Origin of the sequence: Acinetobacter sp. AOR01_HL (genome assembly GCF_027855455.1) — a bacterium.
In the GTDB taxonomy this organism is placed as follows: Bacteria; Pseudomonadota; Gammaproteobacteria; order Pseudomonadales; family Moraxellaceae; genus Acinetobacter; species Acinetobacter baumannii.
The window spans coordinates 1-17,755 of record NZ_JAKTIM010000041.1 but is presented as its reverse complement, the minus strand read 5'-3'; the positions used below and the strand labels follow the sequence as shown (position 1 = coordinate 17,755).

Genomic DNA, 17,755 nt, shown 5'->3' with positions numbered 1-17,755 from the left:
GCGTATTTAAGAAATAGCCGACACCTGAGTGTAGTTTTCAATGTCAAAGCGACGAGTGCGTTGGCGATATTCAAGGGTAAAACCTGGCCAGTTATTGGTATTTTTGCCATCAGCAGTTTGATACCAACTGGTACAGCCTTGCGCCCACACCGTTTTTTTCATTTTTTCCTGAATATTTTGATTAAACTCGTGTTGAATTTCGGCACGAATGTTGGTGAACAGCAGATTATTTTTCAAAGTAGTGCGCAGTGCATCTAAAATATAATTCATCTGACTTTCAATCATATAGACGATTGAGTTGTGACCAAGGTTGGTATTTGGTCCATACAACATAAAGAAGTTAGGAAATCCGTTTACTGTTAGGCCTAAATAAGCCTCAGCACCATCTTTCCATGTGTCTTTTAATGTACGCCCATCAAGTCCAGTAATTTGCATTGGCGCCATAAATTCAGTCGCCGTAAAACCTGTACCGTAAATAATGGCATCAACTTCACGCAGCTTTCCTTCCGTGTCTAAAATGCCATGTTCAGTAATTTCTTGAATGCCTGTATCAATCACATCAACATGAGGTTGGGTCAGCGTTTCATACCAGTGGTTAGAGATTAAAATACGTTTACAACCAATTGGATAGTCCGGCATTAAGCGGTGGCGTAACTTCCCATCTTTAACAACTTTTCGAATGTGGCGCTGGAATATGTATTCCACCAAAGGCATTTCATTAAGTGAAGTTGTAAAAGCAAGTAGGCGAATTTCATGATGACCATATTGCAAGGCACGGTCTAGACTTTGCAAGATCGGCAGTTTACGGAAAGCTTTTTTCTCTAAAGGTTGGTAAACCCGATCCGGTTTTGGAATAACATAAGGCGCTGAGCGTTGATAAACGTCTAGGTGAGCCACTTGTTTTGCAATTTCAGGTACAAACTGAATCGCGCTTGCGCCTGTGCCAATGACTGCAACACGTTTACCAGTTAAGTCATAGTCATGGTCCCAACGCGCTGAGTGAAATGCCTTACCTTTGAAGTTTTCAATGCCTTTAAGTTTTGGATAGGCAGGGCGGTTGAGTTGGCCTACCGCACCCACTAAAAATTCAGCTTCAAACTGTTCACCAGTTGTACTTTGGATGTGCCATACACCTTGCAGTGCATCAAATTCGGCGCTGGCTATTTCAGTGTTAAATTTGATGTGCGGGCGAAGGTCATATTTATCGGCACAGTGACGTAAATATTGATAAATCTCTTGAGATGTTCCGTAGCGATTTTTCCAACCAAGTTCCTGTTCAAAAGAAAAAGAATAAAGATGTGACGGCACATCACATGCAGCGCCCGGATAAGTGTTGTCACGCCAGACACCACCTACATCGGCAGCTTTTTCAAATAGCGTAAATTGTTCAAAACCTGCTTGTTTGAGACGAATGGCAAGTCCTAGACCACCAAAGCCAGTGCCAATAATGGCGATGCGTACATTTTTATTTGAATTAGACGACGAATTAAACATAGGCTGCTCTAAAATCCTTAAAAACAGAGAGCGAAAAAATCGCAATTTCCTGTATGCAGAATAGACGTTTATTAACTTGATTTAGAGGATGGATGAGGACAAAATATTGTGATTCGAGGACATTCTGAGCGATACAGTGAAGTATGCATGGGCATTTGAACGCAGTGTACATAGTGTTCGGTTAATGGCTGATTTCGCGATGGAATCAGGCATCTCTTATCAGACAATTTTGCAAGGGACTGGGCTTAGCCAACAGCAATTACTTGACCCTAATATGGTGGTGACAGGTCATCAGGAATTACAGTTGATTCATAACTTGGTTGAGCAACTAGGAGACAGACCGACATTAGGCTTAGAAGTGGGCATACGCTATCATTTCACCACATTTGGGCCATTAGGCATGGCTCTGATGAGTAGTGCGAGCATTCGTGAAGCACTGGATTTGGCTTTAACCTATTTTACTTTAACCTTTGCTTTTACCCGCTTTGAGGTATCGGATACACCGCAAGGAATCCGTATTGAAATTGATGAGCAAGATATTCCGTCTTCAGTACGTCAATTCATTATTGAACGCGATGCCGCTGCACTCATTACGGTACAGCGAGATTTGGTGCAGGATAATTTTTGCCAATATTTGGCTTTTTCTTTCCAACCTAAAGGTGATGCCGAGCCTTATCGGAATTTATTTGGGGTCATGCCAGAATTTGGCGCAGCTAAAAGTTTTGTAATTCTTGATCCGCAAAAAGTAGATCAAAAGCTACTTATGGCGAATGAGTTGGTTCTGCACACTGCAGAAGAACAATGTCGTCAAATATTAGAAAAGCGCCAATCACAAAATAAATTTACAACCTTAGTGCAACAGCAGCTGATGAGTATGCGTGGGGAAATGCCATCTATGGATATAGTGGCTGATCGACTACATTTAAATACAAGAACCCTACGCCGTCACTTGGCATCGGAAGGAATGACTTTTATCCAGATTCGTGAAGAGGTTAGACAGGTCTTAGCAGAGCAATATTTGGCATTACCAAAAGCTTCTGTTGAGCAAATTGCCGAGTGGTTAGGCTATGCCGAACCTGCCAGTTTTATTCATGCTTATAAAAGATGGCATGGGAAAACACCTCATGCCATGCGGTTAAATAGCCAATAGTCAAAGTATCTTTATTTCTTTAAACGCAAATGTAGCAAACGTGTTGCCGATGTATGGCGTATATTGTCGGCACGGTTATAAAAATAACGTTCAGTAATAGCTTCACCAGACAAGTCTTCGATTACTTCAAAACCCATTTTTTCAACCGCCTGATGTAAATCAGAAGGTTTAAACTGACCTAGTAAAGGTTCTTTCAGCAAATGGGTAAACTGTGCAACACCCATACTCCCAAGTCGCTCAATACCTTTTAATTCCTGAAAATCGGTTGAATAGTCGAGTACCACTTCGCTGCCGTTTGCAGCAAATTCAGCAATACTTTTTAAAGTTTGTAGCGTAGTGTCCGGCTTTAAATAATGAGTGGTGCCTAACCAAGAAAAGAAAGCCGGAGTTTTTCGTACATAGCGACTTCGGGCAAGCGCTTCAGAGATAGATTCTTTCTCAAAGTTAATAGAAACAAATTCAACAGTAGAGGGAAGTTCGCCTAATTTTTTGAGTTTAGATTGTTTTGCAGCCTGAGTATCAGGATGGTCAACTTCAAAAATTTTTAAAGTTGGATAATGCTGTGATTTTCGGAGCACAAAAGAGTCTAAACCCGCTCCAACCAAAACATATTGCTCAATATTGTGTTGAACAGCTTGGTTAAGTAAGTCCTCGGCATAACGTGATCGGCCGACAACCTGCCCACTCAATAAACCTAAGGTACGGTTTAAAATGGGTGAATTCATTAAGTTAACAATGAATGGTGTAGATAAAAGCTTTTTCCAACCTTTACTGGTCATTTCAAAAGCATAGGGATCTGAAAATACAGGATTTATCGTATTTTTAAAGTGATTCGCACGTAAAGCAGCAGCGGCTTCGGCAGTACGGCTTGATTGACCTTCTTTCATCTTTAACCTGTTCTTTTATTTCTTGAAGATTGAATGAAGAAGGCAGTGTATTTCATGAAAATCTAAAATACACTGCCCATTCCTTACAACTGATTTGGTCAAATTTACAAATTAATGTGTCTTTGACATTTGATATGTAACTTCATAATCCTTCAAATCTAGTTTTTTCAAACGTTGTTTAAGCTTTTTCAATGACCACGGCCATGCTGCAAAGTTGCGACCGTTAGCGTCAAGGTAATAACTCTTACAGCCACCACTATTGAATACAGTTGTTTGTAAGTGTTTTTGCACTAAGTCATTGTGCTTTTTAATCACATCAGCCTTAACATTTAACTTGCTAATTCCTTTGTTTTTAATTTTTAGCAAGCCATCTACGATATAGTCGAGCTGTGCTTCTGCCAAACCAATAAATGAGTCATAAACCAGTACGTTTGGTCCCAATACTAAGAATGCATTTGGTACATTTTCAATGTTGGTTCCTAAGTAAGCTTCCGGTGAACTATTTTTCCACAAATCATTTAAACGTTGGCCTTTTTCATTAAACACACGTTTGCCGATTGGTGGGTGAGATACTTCAAAACCTGTGCCCCAAATAATCACATCAACTTCATGGCGTTCGCCATTAGCTGCAATCACCGTATTGCCTTCGACTTTAACCAGGCCATGTGGAATAAGCGTGGTATTTGGTGCTTGTAGTGCAGGGTAGTAATTGTTAGCAAACAAAATACGTTTACAGCCAATATCAAAATTAGGCGTTACGTTTTTACGTAACTCAGGGTCTGCAATTTGAAGTTTAAGTAATTGCTTGCCGAGTACATTTACTGGTTTTAGTGCAAGTGGGTTACGTAAACCAAAATTAATCGCATTGAGGGTTAGCGCTACACTTTTACGCCAACTTGCCTGAATCGCTGGATATTTGGCAATAATTGATTTACTAAACTCACCCAAATCCGTATCCGGTTTTGGCAGTACCCAAGGAGCCGTACGTTGGAACACAAATAGCTCTTTTGCTTTAGGTTGAATTTGTGGCACAAACTGGATGGCAGATGCACCAGTACCAATCACGGCAATACGTTTTCCAGTAAGGTCATAGTCATGATTCCATTTCGCTGAATGGAACATTTCACCAGTAAAGGTATCTAGACCTTCAAGATGGGGAATCTGGGCTTCGGTAATTGGGCCTGTTGCAAAAATAACAGTTCGCGATAGATATTGACCAGTAGTTGTATCAAGTACCCACAAATGGCGTGATTCATCCCAAGCAGCATTGAGCAGTTCGTTGTTAAACTCAATTTTAGACGTGATATTAAACTCGTTACTTACATCTTCTAAGTAACTTAAGATTTCCGGCTGACGTGCAAATAAGTGACTCCATTTTGCACTAGGTGCAAACGAATAAGAATACAAAGCCGAAGGTACATCACAGCCACAGCCCGGATAGGTGTTTTCACGCCAAGTGCCACCTACACGTCCTGCTTTTTCAATAATTTTATAGTTGGTATAGCCAACTTGGTCGAGACGAATCGCTGCGGCGATACCGGAAATTCCGGCACCGACAATAAAGGTATCGTAAATATGGTGAGGTGAATTGACAGCTTTTTTTGCTGATGCATTTGTTTTCATTTGAGCAGTCATATGGGTACTACCTATAAAATTTCTTATTTAAATAATTTGTAAGAGGTACCAAGGAACTTGGTATACAAACTTGGTGATGCACGTTTCATCAGCCAGAACAACTTCGCATCGATTTGAGGGATGGTATAAAGCTCATCCTGATCAAGGCGGTTAAGTGTGAGTTTGGCTACATCATCACTTGTGGTGAGTGCGTAGTTCATGAGCGCATGGTCTGCAAGTTTTGAATAACGGCCCGGAATACGACCATTTTTAATGATATTGGTAGGCACCAAGGTCGGGCAGAGCACATTGACTTTAATGTTGAATTTACGAAGCTCAGCCGAAAGTGTTTCAGACAACGCACGAACACCAGCTTTAGTCACGTTATAAGCGGTCATTTCTGGGGCAGCAGTGTAAGACGCCGCAGAAGCTACATTAATAATTGCGCCGTAACCTAGTTTTTTGAACTTTGGCACAAATGCATGACAACCATGAATAACACCCCACAGGTTAATATTCATGACCCAGTTCCAGTCTTCTAGGCTGAGTTCGTCAAACTTACCGCCTAAACCTACACCTGCATTATTAATGACAAGGGTGACAGGATGACTAAGTAAAATTTCAGCAGTTTCAGCTAAATTTGTGACATGTTCAGGGTTACCTACGTCACAATGCATTGCAAATGCTTTTGCACCCTGTTGTTCAAGCAACGTTACAGTTTCTTCTGCAGCTTCTAAATTAATATCTGCGCAGACTACGCTACCACCACGTTTCGCCAGTTCAATTGCAAAACTTCGTCCAATTCCGCTGCCTGCACCCGTCACGACGGCATAAGCTTTTTGGCTTGGTTTAACTTTCTTTTTGCCAAATAAAATCATGATTCATCCCGAAATAGATTTAAGGAACACCAGCCATTAAGTAATGACTAGTTGCAAGCCAGTTAAGACAAGCGTACAGGTGGGGTAAATTCCTTCACAAAGTAAGGTGCAATCGCGCCACCTTCTTTGAGTAATTTGTCTTTGTAGTAATCTAGATATTCGGTCGTGTCATGGTCATTTGGATGGAAGTCAGGACGTAAGTAATCGAAAATCTGGCCAATGGTGCTACCAAATACACCATCTTTTGGACCAAAAATAAGTCCTACACCACGGCGCGCGTCTTTCCAGAATTTTCTAGTCAACATTTCCTGCGGTTTTCTTAAAACCGGAATAAACAAGGTAGTCGCAGGAATTAGACCTAAAATAGTGAAGAATGCTAAGAAGAAGCCAGAAGCTCGTAGTGGGTAGCTACCATTGAGTAATTGATATACATCATAGGCAATATCTTTATGCTCAGATTCTTCAAGCATATGCCACATCCATAAAGCACGGCTTTTTGCATCATCTGAATAGTAGAAATTCTTTTCGTGTTTCATCATGTATTCGGCAAGTACCGCTGTAAAATGCTCAATACCAGCCATCATCGATAATTTAAGCGGTTGCGGGAATTTCAAAAACACATATTTAAAGAAGTTTTCGCCCAAGAAACGGTATAAATCGACAGGGTATTCAACATCTTTAAGTGCATCGTTATATTCATTGTGCAGTTTAGAGTGAATCGCCTCTTGTCCAATCAATGAAGTAACACGCTGTTTTAAAACTGGGTCTTGAATAAATTCACGGTGATGACGAGCTGTTTCAATCACCAGATCTTCACCATAAGTCAGAAATACTGAAAGCGTAGCAAAAAACATCGTGGCAAATTGATTGTTCATATAGAATTCAACATCAATCTCTTTACCTTCAAATCCGATATTTAAATGACGGATTGGGATAGATTTTTTACTAGCAAAATCCGGTAACTCGATTTCACGGTAAAATTTAATTTTGTTTAGTGATTTTTTAACTGTGGTCGAGATCATGGTGACACCTTCAGATCAATCAGTGATAGTGCGGCTACGTCGAAAACCAAAAGCTTTGATTTGCAACAGGGCACTGTAAATTCCATTTTCAAAAAGCAGTTTTCTCTGCTTACTGACTACGGTGATGTTGCTCCGTTATTTGTGTGATTATTTGACTGAATAACGGGAAAAAGAGGAAAGTTCAGTAAAACGGCTCAACCTCTTTTTAGATTTTTTCATGTTAATCTGAGTTTATGTTCGGATTCAATTCGGGTAACTTTTCAAGTTTCTAAACCTAAAGTTTCATGTTTTTATAAAATAAAAAAATAGTTTCTAAATTTATTAATATATTGATTTTTATTTAGATATTTTAATGTCATTAAAAAGAAATATTCAAACATAAAAGAACTTATAACAGTGTTTCATTGTAGTTTTAAAAGAAATATTTCATGAAAGTTGACAACTATTCGGATTTTGTTTTTTTATTAGGGTAGGGCTAAATTACATGCTAATCTGAGCTTATGTTCGGATTATTTATAAGAAAATATGTCTACGCGAAAACCCCGTCAGGCACGAGCCAAAGTCACTGTCGATACCATTATTGAAGCAGGTTTTATTGCTGTAGCATTGCATGGACCAAGTGGTACCACTACACGTCATATTGCAGAAATTGCAGGGGTGAGTGTGGGGTCACTCTATGAGTATTTTAAAAACAAAGAAGAAATCTACGATGCGATGAATCACTACTTTGTGAGTGAAATTCTCGACATGATTAAAGAGCTAACTCCTACAATTTTAGAGTTGGAGTTAGAACCTGTTATTGAAATGATTTTTTATACGTTCAGTGATTTATTAAAGAAAAATAATGACCGTTATTTAACCGTTTTACGTTATGCAGGTGAGTTGCAATACGATAAATATATTCCAAAAATTGAACAGGCTTTAATGGAAGTCATCATGAAGTATATGATGCACAATCCTAAATATTTAAAAATTAACAATTTACCTGTAATTACCTATATTTGTATTAATAGCGGTATTTTTAACGTTGCAAGGCATCTTATTTTACCCAACCCATTTATTAGTTTTGATGAAATGGTGCAGGGGCTAACAACTATGATAATGAGTTATATCAATACCGAAATGGCACGCTCAGAAGATCAATCATAATTTTTAGGTCTTCAAATGTGATAAAAAACACCTGCATATTTCTACGCAGGTGTTTTTACTATTTATGGCATGGTTGGAATTTCTTCCGGACGCATATCAAAAATCAGAATTTCAGCATTGTCACCATTGGTAAATGATAACTTGCCTCCATCACGAATACGCGCAGCATCACCGGTATTAAAGGTTTTACCGTTTACATCAATACGGCCTTTTGCCACATGTAGGTAAACATAACGACCTTCAGGAATTGCAAACTCTGCTGTTTCTTCACCATCAAAAAGACCTGAATAAATATTAATATCTTGTTTGATGGATAAAGTTTTTTCGCCACCTTTTGGTGAAATCATCAAGTGCAATTTGCCGCGTTTGTCTTCCTCGGAAATATGCAATTGTTGATAGCCCGGTGTTGTGTTCACTTCATTTGGAACTACCCAAATTTGCAAGAAGTGCACGTTTTCTTGAGTAGAGTGATTAAATTCACTATGTGCAACCCCACGGCCTGCGCTCATTAACTGAATATCACCAGGCACAATAACCGAACCTGTACCCATTGAGTCTTTATGTTCTAACGCACCTTCAAGCACATAAGAAATAATTTCCATGTTACGGTGAGGGTGAGTACCAAAGCCTTTTGATGGAGCAACCGTATCGTCATTAATTACAAGTAAATCTGAAAAGCCAACTTGTTTTGGATCCCAATAATTTGCAAATGAAAACGTGTGTTTCGACTGTAACCAGCCATGATGTGCTGCACCACGCTCATGAGATAAACGCATATCAAACATGATTTATTATCCTCATTCAATTTTTTTCTCTGAATGCAGTTTATCGTTTTCATTTGTGCAATAAAGCTCTGAAAATAGAAAGCTTAGTGTGATTTTTGGAACGCTGAAATATTGAAATAAGATTTTTATCGAAGTAGGCATAATATTTCATTTTTTATCTTTTAAAGCCATATTTTTATCATTTTAGGACAAATGTATTTTATTTAAATTATTATGAATAATAGTTAGTTATATAAGTTATTTGAAATTATCAAAAATATTTAAGTTGGCAAAAAGTTTCAATGTGGGTTGGCTTTTTTTGTCCTTGTTCGAGAGTTATATCAAGCGCACTATTTAATCTGATTTGGTGAACTTAACAATATTTAAGTTCATAAAACATGGCAAGGCAGATGTATTCGAGCAAATTTTTGTTCTAGAGCAGTTAAAGATTGCAAGAAATAATCTAAAGACAACTTTAACTGTTTGATTCGACGCTGCCTTGTATTTAACAAATTTTATAGGGTGTCGAAAATGGTCGCTCAAGCTATCCGAAATATTATTTCTCCTAAATCAGTTATAGCTCAGTATCAAAAGATAGATTTCTCAAATAAAGGGACTATCCCAATTCGCCATTTAAATATCGGATTTGATGGTAAAGAAATTGATATCGAGTTTTACGTCAACAACCAGTTTGCAACTTTGTTCTTTGCAACGCTTTCGGTTTTTTTGACCTATGGTGAAGATCTGGTGATTGAAACAGCTCGTCACCACCGTGAATTTATTCAAGATCCGATTTTAAAACAGCGTGTTACATCGCTGATTGGTCAAGAAGCCATCCATTCAAAATTGCATAATGAGTTCAATAATGCAATTAAAGAGCTGGAATATCCGGTCGATTTTTATCGTTTCTTGGGTGAGAACTTCTTTAAATATGTGTTCTTAAAATTCCCGCAGCCATTAAAGCTTTCACTCATGGCGGGTATTGAACATTTTACGGCGGTACTTGCCGAATACATGATGAAACATGAAAAGAATTTCTATTATACCGACGATGCCAAAAGTCGTGCCTTATGGATGTGGCATATGCTTGAAGAATCTGAGCATAAAGATATTGCTTATGATGTATATCAGGTTTTAAACGGTAATTATCCGTTACGGGCAACGGGCTTTTTAATGGCTTTCATTACTATTTTAGGGCTTATTCCAACAGCAACTTTATTTGTACCTCTACTGCGTAAGCCAAAAGAACTGTTGACCAGAAAATTTTGGAAAGATGCACGTCGTGGCGTCAACTTAATTTTTAGTCCAAAAGATGGCGTATTTGGTAGCACCATTGGTCAGATTTTTGATTACTTACGTCCAGACTTCCATCCAAATGACCATGATACGACTGAATATCTAGAGTACTACAAAAAGAAATTACTTAACGAGGGCGGTGCAATTGCGCCTTACTTTGTGAAGGAATTTACACCACCAGTTCGTGCAGTTTCATAAGCCTATTGGTCATGGCAGTAATATGACAATTACTGCCATCTCCCTAAAGTTTTTTAGGATTTACTATGATTTTATTTGGTAAGAAAGACCAGCCGAGCCGAAACGCATATGCGGTCGTAACTGGGGCAGGCAGTGGGATTGGACGAAGCTTTGCAGTTGAACTGGCAAAACGTGGTGGCAGCGTAGTCTGCGCAGATATTAATTTAGAAGCTGCTGAAGAAACCGTAAAGTTAATTGAACAGTTGGGACAAAAAGCATTTGCTGTACAGTGCGATGTTGGGCAAGCAGAACAAGTACAGACTTTGGCTGATCAAGCAGAGCAGTTACTTGATCATCCGGTAACACTCATCATTAATAATGCTGGCGTAGGTCTAGGTGGCAAATTTGATGAAATGAGTTTAGAAGACTGGAAATGGTGTATGCATGTAAACCTGTGGGGTGTTATTCATGGTTGTCATGCATTTGTGCCAAAGTTCAAAAAACTAGGTTACGGTGCAATTATTAATGTCGCTTCTGCGGCGTCGTATACCGCAGCACCAGAAATGAGTGTCTACAATGTAACGAAAGCGGGTGTATTGGCATTATCAGAAACCCTTTCAGCCGAGCTTCGCAAATTCAATATTAAAGTCAATGTACTTTGCCCGACTTTGGTGCCAACCAATATCATTAAAAATGGTCGTATTCCGGGGCGTTATTCCAAGCTTGCAGACCATGCACTCATGAACTATGCCATGACGACCAGCGATGCAGTTGCAACTTTAACATTGAATCGATTAGATCGTGGGCAGCTCTACACCACGCCACAGATCGACGCCAAATTATTCTGGCTTATGAAAAGGACATCTCCAACGCTATATGCAAAGTTCCTTGGGCTTTCGTATCAGTTATTTAAATAAAATTTTGTATAGGCAGAAAAATTATGGTCACTAAACCTAGAACAAATACACGCACCCGTAAAACCCAAGAAGTTGCACATATTTATGACACTTTTATTGTCGGTGCGGGTATTTCTGGTCTTGCTGCTGCAATTAAGCTAAATGAAGCAGGCCTAACTAATTTTAAAATTATTGAAAAAGCAAGCCGCGTCGGTGGTACTTGGCGTGAAAATACCTATCCGGGCTGTGGTTGTGATGTACCTTCGGCTCTGTACTCTTACTCGTTTGCTCCAAGTGCAAAATGGAGCCATTTATTTGCACGTCAGCCGGAAATTTTAAGTTATTTAGAAGATGTTAGTCGTGAGTTTGATATTGAGTCCTTAATTGAATTCAATACCGAACTATTAAAAGCGGAATGGGACAATGTAAAAAATGTCTGGAAACTAGAGACAAGCTCTGGTTTATATATTACTAAAACAGTTCTATTTGCTACAGGCCCAATTACTGAGGCGCAGATTCCACGCCTTGAAGGTTTAGATACCTTTACTGGTGAAATGTTCCATTCGGCGAAATGGAACCATGATTATGACTTAACTGGAAAACGTATTGCTGTGATTGGTACTGGTGCATCTGCCATCCAGTTTGTGCCCCAAATTCAACCTAAAGCCAAAGAACTGTTTGTATTCCAACGTACAGCCCCTTGGGTGCTGCCAAAACCGGATACAGACTTAGGTGAGTTAAGTAAATCAATTATTGCCAAATATCCAGCGATTCAGGCAGGTTGGCGCCAGACTGTAGCAGGCGCCTTAAATGTCATTAATTTTGGCTTACGCAACCCAAAAGCATTAAAACCTGTCAATTTTGCTGCGAAACAATTGTTAAAGTTACAAATTAAAGATCCAGTTTTACGTAAAAATGTAACGCCTAATTTTGATATTGGCTGTAAGCGTATTTTATTTGCCAATAATTATTATCCAGCATTACAAGCACCGAATACTACACTTATTCCACATGGCTTAGTTAAAGTGGAAGGCAACACCGTGGTTGCAGCTAACGGTGAACGCCATGAAGTTGATGTGATTATTTGGGGCACTGGATTTGAAGTGTCTCATCCACCCATTGGTAAACGGGTACATAACGAAAAAGGGGAATGTCTGGCAGAACTCTGGAAAGACTCCTCACCGGAAGCTTACTTAGGAACCAATATTGAAAATGTACCGAACGCATTTCTTATGCTAGGGCCAAATGTCTTGGTTTATGACTCATTCATTGGTCTTGCTGAAGCCCAACTGCAATATATTGTAGATGGTTTATTGCAAATGAAAGCGAAAGGTATTGCTAAACTTTCTGTAAAATCAGAAATAATTAAAAAGCATAATGAGCTTGTACAAAAGCATTTACAAACCACAGTATTCAATAGTGGTGGTTGTAAGAGTTATTACCTTGATGCAAATGGTCGTAACTTTGCAGCATGGCCATGGTCATTGAAAAAGCTTAAACAGCGTTTACATCATTTAAATTTAGAAGAATATGAGGTCATCTATGAATCTGATCTTGTAAAAGTAAAACCTAAAGTTGAAGAAGTCGCAGGTTAATTAATTTATAAAAGCCCACTTTATTGAGGAAGGTGGGCTTTTTACTATTAAATAATGAAAGAAATATATGAAAATTCAATAAATAATATAATGAAGTTAAAGTAAACGATAAATTTAAATATACTTCAAAATAAAAATGGGCCAAGCAGTCTATATAATTTTCATTTAAAATAATATAGCTATTTTTAAAAATGAATTTTTAAGTGAAAAGTTTTCTTTTTAATCAATTTTTTAAATTGTATAGTGGAAAACATTTTTATATCAATAACTTGTGTGGTTGATAATTATTGTAAATAAATGTGAAAGTATTCACAACCTTATTTTTTTTTGTTAAGATCATTAACATTAAAAACATAGAGATAATAATAATGATCAATAAAGTATTAATAGTGTTATGCGTGAGTATTGTATTTGTATTAGGGTATTGGGCATATTTAGATACCCAAAATAAAAGACATCAAGAGCTCATGAGGATCATTCAAGAAGCTGAAAAAAATTTACAGACCATCGAACGTAATCCTAACCGTGTTAGTCATAGCAATTTAGCTTCATATAATTTGCAAAAATATATCAGTGATAAAAAAGTTTTTTTCTAAGCACAGTGTCGATTGTGATTTGCTTTAAAAAGTGTGCCATTGATCATATCTTTTCATAAATTTTGATCATGTTGCTGTTGAATCTGTTAAACTTATTGAACGTATAGTAAAAAAGCTGCATAGGGGTTATGCAGCTTTTTTGTGTTTCAAGAGGGGCTGTGGCTATTTTCTGTGTATGACAGCAGAAATCAAATGAGTGGCATATTTGTTGCTTCGTCTATTTAAGATTTTTGTCTAGAGATCTGAACAGAAAAACAAGATTGCTCAGATACCTACATAGAAGTACATATTCCACAGCTCAGATTTTGCATAGAGGCTACTTATGGCGGCGCCCAATTCTTCGGCAGGGTGGTTAGAGCGTTTATTTAAGTTAAGCGACAATAAAACCACGTTTCGAACAGAAGTTCTTGCTGGTGTAACTACATTTTTAACAATGTGCTACATCATCATTGTCAATCCACTCATTTTATCTGAAACCGGCATGGATCATGGCGCCGTATTCGTTGCGACCTGTTTGGCAGCAGCAATCGGTTGCTTAGTGATGGGTATTATTGCTAATTATCCAATCGCCTTGGCACCCGGTATGGGGCTTAATGCTTATTTTACCTATTCGGTTTGTATGGGTATGGTAGTGCCATGGCAGACAGCTTTAGCTGCTGTTTTTGTTTCAGGTGTGGTATTCCTTGCGATTAGTTTCTTTAAAATTCGTGAGGCGATTGTCAATGCAATCCCGATGTCGCTTAAATTTGCGATAGGTGGTGGTATTGGTTTATTCCTTGCGCTCATTGCGTTAAAAAATGCCGGAATTATTGTCGCGAACCAAGCAACATTGGTCGGTTTGGGCGATATTAAACAACCTACTGTATTATTAGCTTTATTTGGCTTTTTACTTATCGTAATTTTGCATCAGCTTAAAGTCCGCGGTGCGATTATTATTAGTATTTTGGTCGTTACAGCAATTGCCACAGCTTTAGGTCTAAATGAATTTAAGGGTGTGGTTGGTGAAATTCCTTCAATTGCGCCAACATTCATGCAAATGGACTTTGAAGGGTTGTTTACCGCAAGTATGGTGGGTGTCATCTTCGTATTCTTTATTGTTGACTTGTTTGACAGTACAGGTACTTTGGTTGGCGTTTCACACCGTGCCGGCCTTTTACAAGACGGTAAATTGCCACGTTTGAAAAAAGCGCTATTTGCTGACTCTACTGCAATCGTTGCTGGTGCAGCATTAGGTACATCATCAACTACGCCATATATTGAATCGGCTTCAGGTGTAGCAGCAGGTGGACGTACAGGTTTAACCGCGGTAGTTGTCGCTTTCTTATTTATTTGCTGTTTATTCTTGGCACCTCTTGCTCAATCTGTGCCGGGTTTTGCAACAGCACCCGCTTTATTGTTCATTGGTGTATTGATGATCCAAGGGATCACTCACATCGATTGGGATGATATTACAGAAGCTGTACCAGCCTTTTTAACGATTGTATTTATGCCATTTGCTTACTCAATTGCAGATGGTATTGCAATGGGCTTTATCAGCTATGCATTAGTTAAATTATTTACGGGTAAGGCAAAAACTGTTCCATACATGGTGTGGATTATTGCTGCTCTTTGGGTATTTAAATTTATCGCCTTTGGCGGTTAATACGATTGTTTATAATTTCCTTCTAGAACTATTTTAGTGATAGGGATATAAGAAGGAAATTATAGAAGGGTGTGCTTACCACACCCTTTTTTTCTTTAGATGTGGAGTTAATATGAATCAAGTCGAGCTGATTCAGGCCTTACCAAAAGCCGAGTTGCATGTGCATATTGAAGGGACCTTTGAACCTGAATTAATGTTTGCCATTGCACAGCGTAATCAGATTCAGATTCCTTACAAATCTGTTGAAGAAGTAAAGCAAGCTTATAACTTTCATAATCTTCAATCATTTTTAGATATTTACTATGCTGGTGCAAATGTTCTTGTTCATGAGCAAGATTTCTACGATTTAGCATGGGCATATTTTGAAAAGTGTGCGGAAGATCGTGTCGTTCATACAGAAATGTTCTTCGATCCGCAAACTCATACTGACCGTGGTATTGCTTTTGCAACCGTGATCAATGGGCTTAAACGTGCATGTGCTGACGCAAAAGCCAAATTTGGTATCAGTTCTCAGCTGATCATGTGTTTCTTACGTCATTTAAGCGAAGAAGCTGCATTTGAAACGCTTGAGCAAGCTTTACCGTTTAAAGAAGATATTATCGCTGTAGGACTTGATTCAAGCGAAGTAGGCCATCCACCAGCTAAATTTGAACGTGTTTTTGCTAAAGCACGTGAAGAAGGCTTCTTAATCGTGGCTCATGCAGGTGAGGAAGGTCCACCTGAATATGTATGGGAAGCTTTAGACCTGCTCAAAGTAAACCGTATTGACCACGGCGTGCGTTCTGAAGAAGACGAACAATTAATGGCTCGTCTAATTAATGAAAAAATGCCATTAACGGTTTGTCCTTTAAGTAACTTAAAGCTATGTGTTGTTAAGGATATGAAAGATCACAATATCCGCCGTCTTTTACAAAAAGGCGTACACGTGACTGTTAACTCAGATGATCCTTCATATTTCGGCGGTTATATGAATGATAATTTCTTTGCCATTCAACAGGCATTAGATTTAACCAATGATGAGTTGAAGCAACTCGCAATTAACTCTTTTGAAGCCTCTTTCATTTCAGATGAAGAGAAACAAAAGTGGATTTCAGAAATCCAGAAAATCTAAATAAAAAAAACCGCCTGTGATGATCTGACCCCATAAAGTTGGACAATTAATTAAGCAGCTTCTAAGGACTGAGTTCTGTATTGTACAGGGCTTAGTCCTTTTAATTTAACCTTGATTCTTTCATGGTTGTAATAATGAATGTATTCTTTCACAGTTTTCTCTAATTCCTCAACAGAATTAAATTTTTCACCGTAGAAACATTCTGATTTAAGTATTCCAAAGAAACTCTCCATTGATGCATTATCTAAGCAATTTCCTTTACGAGACATACTTTGGGTTAAACCATTTTCTGCTAGTTCTCGCTGATAATGACGCATTTGATATTGCCATCCCTGATCTGAATGGATGATAGGCTTTTCATGATCTGCAAGCTTCGTAAGTGCATCTTTCAACATATTTTTTACTAACTCATACATTGGTCTACGGTGGGTTTGGAAGGCAATAATTTCCCCATTAAACAAGTCCATAATTGGTGATAGGTAAAGCCTATCTCCTCGAATATTAAACTCGGTTACATCCGTTACCCATTTCTGATTTGGTTTGTCAGCTTTAAATTGGCGCTGTAGTACATTATCTGCAACTTGCCCGATGTCCCCTTTGTAAGAACGATATTTTGCGATTCTAATGCGTGATTTAAGTTTCATTGACTGCATGAGTCTTTGTACACATTTATGGTTAATTGTTAATCCCATATTCTTTAAAGCAAGAGTAATTCTACGATAGCCATACCGACCTTTATGCTTATGATAGATCATCTTAATTTGCTGCTTAAGGTCACTGTATTTGTCGTTAAGCTTTGATCGCTGCTCATGATAAAAGTACGTGCTTCGAGCCATCTGTGATGCACGTAATAGATATTTCAATTTATAGTTTTGCCTTAATTCAGAAATGAATCTTGTAACCGTTGCTGTTCGGCTTGTTCCTGTTCTTTCTGCTTCTGAATCAAGGCTCTCCGCTTTTTTAAATAAGCGTTCTCAGCTCGTAGATATGCAAGTTCTTCTAGTAGCTGTTCTTGGGTTTTGTCTCTATCATTCAGAGCATTTTTGACTTTTTTTATCTTAGGCTTTGGCACGGATTTAGGTCGTCCTTTCGGCTTAGCTTTTAAGCCATCTATACCGTGTTCTTCGTATTGGAGCAACCAACTTAATAACTGTGTGTGTGATTTCAGATTAAATTGATTTGTAGCTTCACGTACAGATAAACCTTGTTCAAGAACAGACTGAATAACTTTAAATTTAAATTCAGGAGTATATACAGTATTTGTGTTTTTCCTGCTCAGACCCTCAGCACCATGATTATTATAATTGGCTACCCATTTAGCAACATCGCTATGATGTATTCCAAATTTATGACTTACTTGGTGTCTGCCAAAACCAGATAAGTAATATTGGACAACCTCAAGTTTAAATTCTTGAGAATATTTAGCCATAGAAAAGCACCCTCCAAGTTAGACTGAATGTGTCCAACTTTCGGGGTGCAGTTCA

The 17,755-nt window shown here is 38.3% G+C and carries 15 protein-coding genes; 8 read left to right on the top strand and 7 right to left on the bottom strand.

Features of this window, described 5'->3' with window-relative positions; translation table 11 throughout:
* Window positions 1-6 precede the first annotated feature (6 nt).
* The gene (locus tag MKL62_RS12660) at window positions 7-1,494 is read right to left on the bottom strand and encodes a flavin-containing monooxygenase (RefSeq protein WP_005129129.1); all 1,488 of its coding nucleotides are present in this window, start codon (window positions 1,492-1,494) and stop codon (window positions 7-9) included.
* A 136-nt stretch (window positions 1,495-1,630) separates the two neighbouring features.
* Here MKL62_RS12660 and MKL62_RS12655 point away from each other — a divergent pair, with 136 nt between their 5' ends.
* A complete protein-coding gene (locus MKL62_RS12655; RefSeq protein ID WP_005129127.1) occupies window positions 1,631-2,644 on the top strand; it encodes an AraC family transcriptional regulator in 1,014 nt (337 codons plus the stop codon).
* Window positions 2,645-2,655: 11 nt separating this feature from the next.
* On the opposite strand, the gene MKL62_RS12650 is transcribed toward MKL62_RS12655, so the two are convergent.
* The 4 genes from MKL62_RS12650 to MKL62_RS12635 all read right to left on the bottom strand — a co-directional run bounded on the left by MKL62_RS12650 (window position 2,656) and on the right by MKL62_RS12635 (window position 7,045).
* Window positions 2,656-3,531 carry a class I SAM-dependent methyltransferase gene (locus MKL62_RS12650; protein WP_005129124.1) on the bottom strand — a complete coding sequence of 292 codons (876 nt, stop codon included), beginning with the start codon at window positions 3,529-3,531 and terminating at the stop codon, window positions 2,656-2,658.
* Between the two features lie 111 nt (window positions 3,532-3,642).
* A complete protein-coding gene (locus tag MKL62_RS12645) occupies window positions 3,643-5,166 on the bottom strand; it encodes a flavin-containing monooxygenase (protein WP_005129118.1) in 1,524 nt (507 codons plus the stop codon).
* A 23-nt stretch (window positions 5,167-5,189) separates the two neighbouring features.
* A complete protein-coding gene (locus MKL62_RS12640) occupies window positions 5,190-6,023 on the bottom strand; it encodes an SDR family NAD(P)-dependent oxidoreductase (RefSeq protein WP_000600022.1) in 834 nt (277 codons plus the stop codon).
* Between the two features lie 62 nt (window positions 6,024-6,085).
* Window positions 6,086-7,045, bottom strand: coding sequence for a metal-dependent hydrolase (locus MKL62_RS12635; protein WP_005129117.1), 960 nt, complete (start codon window positions 7,043-7,045; stop codon window positions 6,086-6,088).
* 525 nt (window positions 7,046-7,570) lie between these two features.
* Between MKL62_RS12635 and MKL62_RS12630 the strand changes: the two genes are divergently transcribed.
* Entirely contained in the window at window positions 7,571-8,194 is a 624-nt protein-coding gene (locus MKL62_RS12630; protein ID WP_000107496.1) for a TetR/AcrR family transcriptional regulator, read from the top strand.
* Window positions 8,195-8,256: 62 nt separating this feature from the next.
* Here the strand turns inward: MKL62_RS12630 and MKL62_RS12625 are convergent, their stop codons facing one another.
* A complete protein-coding gene (locus tag MKL62_RS12625) occupies window positions 8,257-8,979 on the bottom strand; it encodes a pirin family protein (RefSeq protein ID WP_000460002.1) in 723 nt (240 codons plus the stop codon).
* 510 nt (window positions 8,980-9,489) lie between these two features.
* Here MKL62_RS12625 and MKL62_RS12620 point away from each other — a divergent pair.
* From MKL62_RS12620 to MKL62_RS12595, 6 genes are all read left to right on the top strand, one after another.
* Window positions 9,490-10,452 (top strand): metal-dependent hydrolase, encoded by a 963-nt coding sequence (locus tag MKL62_RS12620; protein WP_005129116.1) that lies wholly within the window; start codon window positions 9,490-9,492, stop codon window positions 10,450-10,452.
* A 65-nt stretch (window positions 10,453-10,517) separates the two neighbouring features.
* Entirely contained in the window at window positions 10,518-11,348 is an 831-nt protein-coding gene (locus tag MKL62_RS12615) for an SDR family NAD(P)-dependent oxidoreductase (RefSeq protein ID WP_000599996.1), read from the top strand.
* A 23-nt stretch (window positions 11,349-11,371) separates the two neighbouring features.
* Window positions 11,372-12,922: a flavin-containing monooxygenase gene (locus MKL62_RS12610; RefSeq protein WP_030423683.1), complete on the top strand. Its 1,551-nt coding sequence runs from the start codon at window positions 11,372-11,374 to the stop codon at window positions 12,920-12,922.
* Between the two features lie 368 nt (window positions 12,923-13,290).
* Window positions 13,291-13,518 carry a hypothetical protein gene (locus MKL62_RS12605; RefSeq protein ID WP_000608974.1) on the top strand — a complete coding sequence of 76 codons (228 nt, stop codon included), beginning with the start codon at window positions 13,291-13,293 and terminating at the stop codon, window positions 13,516-13,518.
* 322 nt (window positions 13,519-13,840) lie between these two features.
* Window positions 13,841-15,160 carry an NCS2 family permease gene (locus MKL62_RS12600; RefSeq protein WP_005129113.1) on the top strand — a complete coding sequence of 440 codons (1,320 nt, stop codon included), beginning with the start codon at window positions 13,841-13,843 and terminating at the stop codon, window positions 15,158-15,160.
* 112 nt (window positions 15,161-15,272) lie between these two features.
* Window positions 15,273-16,271 carry an adenosine deaminase gene (locus MKL62_RS12595; protein WP_001077401.1) on the top strand — a complete coding sequence of 333 codons (999 nt, stop codon included), beginning with the start codon at window positions 15,273-15,275 and terminating at the stop codon, window positions 16,269-16,271.
* A gap of 50 nt (window positions 16,272-16,321) precedes the next feature.
* Here MKL62_RS12595 and MKL62_RS12590 read toward each other — a convergent pair.
* Window positions 16,322-17,700, bottom strand: a protein-coding gene (locus MKL62_RS12590; RefSeq protein ID WP_094081405.1) for an IS3-like element ISAba45 family transposase whose coding sequence is annotated in 2 segments (ribosomal slippage) — window positions 16,322-17,226 and window positions 17,226-17,700 — 1,380 coding nt in all. Because the reading frame shifts where the segments join, the coding sequence is not laid out codon by codon here.
* Between the last annotated feature and the right edge of the window lie 55 nt (window positions 17,701-17,755).

Bases quoted from the DNA above. Each gene is read 5' to 3' on its own strand.
- MKL62_RS12660 (WP_005129129.1), bottom strand. From the start codon at position 1,494: ATGTTTAATTCGTCGTCTAATTCAAATAAAAATGTACGCATCGCCATT.
- MKL62_RS12650 (WP_005129124.1), bottom strand. From the start codon at position 3,531: ATGAAAGAAGGTCAATCAAGCCGTACTGCCGAAGCCGCTGCTGCTTTA.
- MKL62_RS12645 (WP_005129118.1), bottom strand. From the start codon at position 5,166: ATGACTGCTCAAATGAAAACAAATGCATCAGCAAAAAAAGCTGTCAAT.
- MKL62_RS12640 (WP_000600022.1), bottom strand. From the start codon at position 6,023: ATGATTTTATTTGGCAAAAAGAAAGTTAAACCAAGCCAAAAAGCTTAT.
- MKL62_RS12635 (WP_005129117.1), bottom strand. From the start codon at position 7,045: ATGATCTCGACCACAGTTAAAAAATCACTAAACAAAATTAAATTTTAC.
- MKL62_RS12630 (WP_000107496.1), top strand. From the start codon at position 7,571: ATGTCTACGCGAAAACCCCGTCAGGCACGAGCCAAAGTCACTGTCGAT.
- MKL62_RS12625 (WP_000460002.1), bottom strand. From the start codon at position 8,979: ATGTTTGATATGCGTTTATCTCATGAGCGTGGTGCAGCACATCATGGC.
- MKL62_RS12620 (WP_005129116.1), top strand. From the start codon at position 9,490: ATGGTCGCTCAAGCTATCCGAAATATTATTTCTCCTAAATCAGTTATA.
- MKL62_RS12615 (WP_000599996.1), top strand. From the start codon at position 10,518: ATGATTTTATTTGGTAAGAAAGACCAGCCGAGCCGAAACGCATATGCG.
- MKL62_RS12610 (WP_030423683.1), top strand. From the start codon at position 11,372: ATGGTCACTAAACCTAGAACAAATACACGCACCCGTAAAACCCAAGAA.
- MKL62_RS12605 (WP_000608974.1), top strand. From the start codon at position 13,291: ATGATCAATAAAGTATTAATAGTGTTATGCGTGAGTATTGTATTTGTA.
- MKL62_RS12600 (WP_005129113.1), top strand. From the start codon at position 13,841: ATGGCGGCGCCCAATTCTTCGGCAGGGTGGTTAGAGCGTTTATTTAAG.
- MKL62_RS12595 (WP_001077401.1), top strand. From the start codon at position 15,273: ATGAATCAAGTCGAGCTGATTCAGGCCTTACCAAAAGCCGAGTTGCAT.